A 7,878-nucleotide genomic window follows, 5' to 3' on the forward strand; every position below is an offset into this window, starting at 1 on the left:
CGATGGCAGTACTCCGTTGGGCGAACCGACCGCCAATGCCTCGGGTGACTGGAGCCAGGTCGTCACTGGTTTGACTGTCAAAGGTTACAGCCTCACGGCGCTGGCGTTGTATGGCGATGGTGCGGAGTCTGCGGCCCGAACCTTTACGGTGGCTCAATCCGTTGCGCCGACCATAGCCAATGTCACCGATTCCAAAGGCACTGTTGCCCATGGCGGGACGACGTTCGATCGCTCTGTCACCGTTACCGGCAAGGCCAGTCCGAATCAGAAAATCCGTCTGCGCGATGGCAGTACTCCGTTGGGCGAACCGACCGCCAATGCCTCGGGTGACTGGAGCCAGGTCGTCACTGGTTTGACTGTCAAAGGTTACAGCCTCACCGCACTGGCGTTGTATGGCGATGGTGCAGTATCGCCAGAACGAACGTTTACCGTCACCGCCGCCTTACATGACTGCACAGATTTCACTCTTGGAAACTTCAACGGCTGGCAAACCGTACCGGCGGGCGCGAACATACTGAGAATTGAAGGCGATAACTACTTGATAAGAATGCCCAGATTGATACCGGAAGTAAGAAAAACCTTTACTTTGCAGGCCGGCCAATACCAATTTACTCTTCGAGCTCGTAGTGACGATTCACGAGCGATTCTGCAGATAATGTTCCAGGATCGAAACATATGGGATTTGACGACGACTTGGGCAAACTACCACGCGTCTCTCACACTGACGGGTACCAGAAACGTAACTATCCAGCTAGCAAATGCCGGTAGCGAAGGGACCTACATAGATTTCGATGACCTTTGCGTAAAACTCATGACATAAAGGAGTTAGTGATTAAAAAAGCCTCGCGACCTGCGAGGCTTTTTTCGAATGAGCGTCAGACGGTTTCGTTACCAAAACCAACGCACCCCCAGTGTCGCCCCCCACGGCTTCTCAATATGTTCCCCATTCGAGTAATCAAAGTCCGCATGCACCTGCCACTTCTCGGACATCGCCACTGCCACACCTGCGCCAAACTCGCCGCGTGTGCCTGACAGGTCATTGTTGAATACGTTGTCGTTGACCTTCACTTCATTATTCTTCGCAAACTCATGAGCGACCGCCATGCGCAGATAAGGCTGCGCAATACTGGCCTTGCCGAACTCGAAGTTACGGCCAACCGTAACGCCCGCCTTGCCGAGCAAGGAACGCGTAGTGTCGCCGTCGGCTGTCATGTCGTTGTCCAGGGTGTAGCGTTTGCCCTGAATTTGCACCGCAGACCATTGGGTGAACGGTTCGATGAAGTAGCCGTCGGCGAGTTTGAATTGCCGACCAAATTCCGCCGAAGCGCCGAGGCCCCAGTTGTCGTAATCACCCTTGGCGCGGGTGGCATCGCTGAGGTTAACCTTGGACTCGTTGCGGAACCGGTTGAACTTGAGCACACCGTCGAAGTAGTAGCCGGTGTCGGCGTCCAGCCAGGTTGCGTAGGGCCCGACGTAGTAGCTTTTTACGGTGCCCGTGGTGCCGTGATCGAGATTCAGATCCGACTTGCTCGTCCCCGCCAGCACACCGACCAGCCACTGACTGTCGCCGACTCGCGCATCGGCGCCCAGCGAGATCCCTTGCTGATTTTGCTGATAGCCCACGCCCGAGCCATCAGCGACGTTGTACTGGCTGCCATAGGTGCGCATCCAGCCGCCGGACTGACCACCGTTCAAACGCAGTTCGCCCATGCGGGTGCGCAGTGACGACTGTTCGCCATACCAACTGGTGACCGGGGTGTTGAACAAGGCCAGAATCGACTGAGCACCGGGGCTGATGACTTCGGTGGTCGGATCGAGGTACCACTCTTTGCCGCCCTCGGCATTGGTTCGACTGGCCAGGCTGTAAGACCAGGTGCCGAGATCCACCGCACGATCGCCCGCCAACGTAAAACTGGCGCCATCGGTGGTGCCGGTACGCACCAGTACAACCTGCTCGGGGGCTACCGCATCCAGCCCGGAGGCCGCGACGGCAAGCCCGTAATTCCCCGTCGATTGTCCAGCCACTATGAGTTTGTCACTCTCGCCGCTGCCAAAATCGCCCTTCATCACAAACGTACCGGTGGTACCTGCCAACGTGCCGACGTTGAGTGTGTAATAAGTGCTGGTTGCCTCGGCAGCGCCAAACGTGACGCTGCCACCATTCATGGCCAACGTACCAATGTTGTCGTTACCCGTCAGCGTCCAGTTTGATTGGCTTTTGATGTTAACGCTGTTGACCTTGTCGAGACGCCCGGTGAGTTGCGACTGATTTTCCAGGGTGACCGACTCAGTGGTGTTTAACCCATTGACCAGTACGTCACCTGTCATCTGGCTTTGATTGAGCGTCAGATTGGCGGTGCTGTCATCGCTGATATTCAGGTTGCCGAGAAACGTGCTGTTGTTCAGCGCCATCTGCGTCGTCGAGTTACCGGCGACCCGGACATCGCCGGCGAGTTGACTTTGATCGAAGTTCAGATCGACGTGGCTGCCACCCGCGATGTTCACATTGCCGGTGAGTACGCTGTTGTTGGCAAAGTTCACGGCCGTCGTGTCGGGCAGGCTATCGATCAGTACATCGCCTTTCATCTGGCTCTGATCGAAGGTCAGGCCAGCGCTGCTGTTGCCGGTGAAGCTGACGTTGCCTTCCAGATTGCTGCCGTTGGCAAACACGAGGGTCGCGGTCGAGTCATTGACCAACACGTCGCCTGTCATTTGAGACTGGTCGAAGATAAGGTCGCCCTTGCTGTTATCTGCGATATCGATATTGCCGCGAAGTTCGCTGCGGTCAAGGTGCAGGGCAGTGGTGGAGGCTTCACCAACCAGCACGTCGCCCGCCATAAGACCATGTTGGAACGCGAGATTGGCCGTGCTGTTGTCAGCGACGTTCAGCTTGCCTTCAAGCGTACTGCCGACCACCTCCATCGTTACATTCGAAGCTTCCTGAACGTCCAGCAAGATGCCATTGCCGGAAAGCAGGCGTGTGTAATTAAGCACTTGAATATGAGAGGTCACCCCGGATGTCGCGAGGATCGCCGCGCCGGTCTGTCCTTGCACCTGGACATTATCAAGAATCACGTTGGCGCCGTTGCCTATGCCTTGAGTGTCGGGCCGTAAGCGAATGCCATGCAAACCACCCATGATGCTGCCGCCTTTGGCATGCACTTCTCCCCCAAAGGAATTCAGGCCCACCCCCGTCGCCGCAGTGGCCGTGAGGTGAGTATCGGTCATGACGGTCGTGCTGCCGCCGGACGTTTCGAGCCCTGCCGTTCGGCCAGTGATCTGGCTACCACTGATTACTGCGCTGGAGCCGGTGGGGCTGCCCGCCACCCGATTGACCGACATACCCATACGATCACCCGTCACAATGGCATCGGTCAGACTGGCACTGGCGTTGGTGACGGATACGCCGGCGTTGCCGGAGCGTCCGGCATAGGTTCCACCTACTGCGTTAAGAACGGATCCGCTGTTTATTAACACCTCGAACGTATTGGCACCGTTGGCATTCAATACACCGCCGTTGCGTGCGAGGTAGTTGTCCTGCGCCGTAGTCTGATCAATATTCAGCGTTTCGCCCGCTTCGATAAAGGTCGCTGCACACACTAGGGGGCTTGAAGAAAAAATGGGGACCAAGGTTAACCAGATAAAGTTTTTACTGATCAATCCTAACGAAAATTGAGGTGTACAAACGCCCATGAAACCTCCTTGAAACTTTCAGAAGACAAGCCTTCCCACGAATCAGATGATTAAAACGAGCGCACGATACAAGGAATCAGGTAATTACTCTGTAGGACTAATCTTAAGTTAAGCAAGAATTCACCTCCGCAAATGTAAGAAATTGACAGACGACAAAGCCCCCCGCCTGTCAACTTCAAAATTCACACAAAATATTTAAGGAAGAGGGCAGAAACCACCTTCATTATTGATCATTACAACCCTGACCTTATGTGACCCTCCCGATCGATCATGGCCATCAATCTCAGCGACATAGCTGATTTCCCCTTCTCCATCGCCGATCGTTTTCAGCGCTGTTTCGAACGGCAAATAAACCTCAAACCCAAGAACATGCTCTAGCCCCTTCAGCTCTTTTTCAAACAGAAAATCCTCAATGGGATCAGCATCTGGATCCGAGGACTTACCAACCCACTTGAACTTTAATTTCATGTTCGGTGCAAAATCCGTATCACCGTCAACTTTAACGATGGCACCCCAGCCCACCACCGGAATACTACGAAGTGAACTGCAGTTAAGGAACTCGCGATTGGCAGGATTGGTGTACAGATTCAGAATCTTGGGAGCTGGCAAGACGATTGGAATAATATAAGCGTCCACCGCGGTCGGTGGCGACGGGTTTTCATTGTCACCATTTGCCGTTGGGTTGGAAATAACATACCGCGCTGACTTAATACCATTACCACTGTCCAGGAACACTGCCTTGGGCAGTTTGAAAGGAATTTTAAATCCTGCGACCTCCGTCCCGTCAACCTCGTATTGCCCGTTGGGCGGTGGCACCTTAACGCCTTCCCAGACAAGATCGACGATATCGCCGTCCTTGTAACCGGTGTAAATAGTCAGATCAATATCAATATCATTGCCCACGTCCGCTTCTACCAACTTGTCATTGCCGGTGCTGCCTTTGACAATCAGTTTTGTCAGGTTCGGATTGCCCAACTCCGGATCGGGCTCAGGGTTAACCGGACCTGCAATAGACAAGTCAACCTTGAGGGGCACTGCGGTTCCTTCGGGATAAGGTTTGCCCTCCCGTAAAATCTCGTAAGTAAGCGTTACGTCTTTCGGCCCGGGATCAGTACCCTTCACATCCAGAAACGGCACATCAACAATCACCGCAGTCTTACCGTCAGTAGGTTTAGGTGGTTGAATTTTCCCATCAAAGGTTACGCGAACGGCGTCCCCTGGAATGCCATTATCAAACACCGGAATGACGACCCCTAACGAGGGAACTGCATCGTCCAGATCTATCAGATCATCATCTTCATGTAGTGGAACCTCTGGAGGCTTCAAAGCACTTGGGGTGGGTCGAAGCTGAATGGTGAATGTAAACGGATTGGATGACGGCCCGATATTGCCGACCCGATCTTCGTATTTACAATAAAAAATATGCTGGCCTTCGCCCATCGTTTCGATAATGTTTTTTTCAATTTTTATTTCAATGGGTAACGTCGTGTCTTCGACAACTTTATAAGAACCCACCGACACACCAGGGTCGCTCTTCCCATAATATCCGTTGTAAATATCACCTGGCTTAATATCACCTGGGGCATCAAGCGTCATGGTGATGCCATCGAGGTCAGCCAGAATATCTCGTGTCACCAGACCATCAATAACTTCAACCGGAGGAGTACCCGGCGTAGCGGGTAATCCAAAACCGGGAGCGGTAGTATCGATAAAAAATATCAACGATTCTGATTGACTGTCATTACCCCCGTATTCGATTTTGTAAGACAAATTGAACAACCCTGACGTCGTCGTAAAGGCTCCGCCCAATGTCATTAGAAATGGATTGTCTGGCACCATTGGAAGGTCTACCCATCCCCCAAACGGTACCCCGTCTTTACAAAGGGAGATAAATGTTTCATCGGGTTTTGCGCCAGGAGGAACTTGCACATCATTAAGTTTAACGGGGCAGTCTTTCCCCTGAAGGATAACTGGCAACTTGTGAATATCGTCCCCCGCGATCGGGCCCAACATCCCTTCAACTTGCGGCGCCGCACCGGCTGTCAATAAAGACTTACGCAAGGCACTCAACTGTTTGCGAGAAGATTTTTTTGCCGCCGACAACTCTTTAAAATAAGTCATAACCGATCTCCTGATCAAATAGACGCGCCAAGTCATTTGCTTCCACTACTGATTGACGAAGCGGACTCGGCATTCACTGCATTACACGATTTGAAACTGCTTCAGTCTTCCTGACACACATCATTAGTTGGCGAACAGATGTCGCCGCTGGGCATAGTCCGGTTGATGATGACAAAGTCCGGTCGAGACGTTCCGCGCCCGCCTCCTGACTTACGCAATTTGTAATACACCAGTGCGGAACCGTTATTGACCATGGGGGCGATCAACCTGTCGTAATCCGCAACGACAATATCGATGTCTGTGCCAGGCACCCGTGTCGGCAGCGGGTGTTCAATTTCCCGGTAAGTTCCGGGAATAGGTCGTGTACCGTTGGGCCCCGCGCATCCCTGCCATATAACAATGAGCGTATCGCCCTGCTCGATATTCGGGTCGGCGGGAATTCTTACCGTGACGCCCTCCCACAATCGGGGTCTGGCGCAACAATGGAGCACGCCTTCCTTTCCGGCATGGGGAAACAGTGGTTCCTTCATGTTGTCGATGACGACAATGTCGACCCTGACATGGGTCGGTAGCGACTGTTGCTGATTCACTCCGTTGTCGGTGGTGTAGAACACCGGCAAGGCCGGATTCTTTTTATCGCTGTCGATTACATGCCACGGCACGATAAAGGAGATCGGTTGACCGGCCACATCGCCAGGCTGAACTTTGTACTGAGCAACAGCCCCTGTGTAACTGCCCCAGTGAAGTTCCAGCAACTGTCCCGCTTCGGGTGCGTCGTACAGCGTCAGTGACACAGTGGCCGGGAATCCGTGATCCTCAGTGAGCAACGTGTTGAGGGTGGCTGAATGCTCCCCATACACCTCAACCAACGCGAGGTCTTCATTAATCAGGGCGGGTGCCTTGTCATGATCCTGGCCCGCCAGCGTCAGGTTGACTGCGACCGATATCTCTGGCGAAGGCCTTCCGTACGCCGCTCCCGGCCTTATTTTGTAGTAAATCTTTGCTCGAAATGGCCCGTCGCCTCTGTCGTGCAACGCCGGCCAGGGCACGGGGGCTTTCAACGGAAAACCGGCAAGATCCACGGGAATCTCGGCAAGCGCGATACCGTCCCAGAAAACCGCGACCCATTGCGCGGAATCCGCAAGGTCGTATTGATCGATCTCAACAAACAGCCCGTCCCGGGCCTGCTGCCGATCCACCAGACCTCTGGCGGACAGCGGAACCCTTGGAGGTGGCAGGGCACCGGGAGCGGGAGTCAGATCAACATTGATCGGCGAAAGAAAGGAGTGTCGCCCTTCATTCCCCGCGCGATCTCTGAGGAAGTAATAAAGGAAGCGTTTACCCGCGCCACCAGCACGAATTTCATCGGCGTACACCGTGATGTTCAGGCGTTTCGCGGCGATGTCTTCGGCACTGAATTCCTGCTCACGAACCGGGGTCTCGGTGTCCGGAGGGTCTTGCTCCGATGTCCAGTAATACACTGCCCGATCGCCGCTTTCGGCGTCGATATACCAAGGCACCAGCACGTTGACCTCACCCTCTTGCTCCAAGAAGATTTCGTCGACAGTGCCGCCCAATTCGGCGGGGAATATCACGGCCCCTGGCTTGTTGCCGAAATTGGGCTTGTTGGTATCGATCGTCAGGGTTTTACGGTCTCCGGGGTTCGGATTACTGCCGTAAATGGAGACGCGGATCGCCACTTCATACACGCCGTGCGACAGAAGATCCCGGGGCACATAAAGGGTTTGTGGCCAGCTGATGGGGTCGCTGGTCGGGTACCAACGCTCATCGACGTTATTGAAGACCCCGCCTTTGGGCATAAAACCCAACTCAACAAGGTCGAGCTCACCCGGTGCCATTCCTTGGCCGAAGTCTTCGAAGGTCACCGCCAGCCTGTCACCCAATGCTGTCAGCGGCAGCAATCCCTTGGGATCATCCGGATCGAGCACAGCGGGGACTTTGGGTGCTTCCATCGCGGCAGCTATTTCAGCGAGGCCATCGATCGGCGGCTCGGCAGGATGTTCATGCTTGTCCATTTCCCGGCCTTCCCTTATGAAAGTTGCG

At 54.2% G+C, this 7,878-nt stretch carries 3 protein-coding genes and 1 pseudogene; 1 reads left to right on the top strand and 3 read right to left on the bottom strand.

Annotated features, from left to right (window positions below; all coding sequences use genetic code 11):
- Positions 1–820 (top strand): annotated as a pseudogene (locus ACIOMO_RS13220) (hypothetical protein); the annotation flags it as partial.
- Positions 821–888: 68 nt separating this feature from the next.
- On the opposite strand, the gene ACIOMO_RS13225 reads toward ACIOMO_RS13220, so the two are convergent.
- The 3 genes from ACIOMO_RS13225 to ACIOMO_RS13235 form a co-directional block, all read right to left on the bottom strand.
- Positions 889–3,600, bottom strand: coding sequence for an autotransporter outer membrane beta-barrel domain-containing protein (locus ACIOMO_RS13225; RefSeq protein WP_401241180.1), 2,712 nt, complete (start codon positions 3,598–3,600; stop codon positions 889–891).
- 288 nt (positions 3,601–3,888) lie between these two features.
- A complete protein-coding gene (locus tag ACIOMO_RS13230) occupies positions 3,889–5,814 on the bottom strand; it encodes a hypothetical protein (protein WP_401241182.1) in 1,926 nt (641 codons plus the stop codon).
- A gap of 101 nt (positions 5,815–5,915) precedes the next feature.
- Entirely contained in the window at positions 5,916–7,850 is a 1,935-nt protein-coding gene (locus ACIOMO_RS13235) for a hypothetical protein (RefSeq protein ID WP_401241185.1), read from the bottom strand.
- Positions 7,851–7,878 lie beyond the last annotated feature (28 nt).

Origin of the sequence: Pseudomonas sp. NPDC087804 (genome assembly GCF_044742965.1) — a bacterium.
GTDB lineage: Bacteria > Pseudomonadota > Gammaproteobacteria > Pseudomonadales > Pseudomonadaceae > Aquipseudomonas > Aquipseudomonas rustica.

What these genes read in the sequence shown, in the direction of transcription:
- ACIOMO_RS13230 (WP_401241182.1), bottom strand. Translation starts at nt 5,814, where the DNA reads ATGACTTATTTTAAAGAGTTGTCGGCGGCAAAAAAATCTTCTCGCAAA.
- ACIOMO_RS13235 (WP_401241185.1), bottom strand. Translation starts at nt 7,850, where the DNA reads ATGGACAAGCATGAACATCCTGCCGAGCCGCCGATCGATGGCCTCGCT.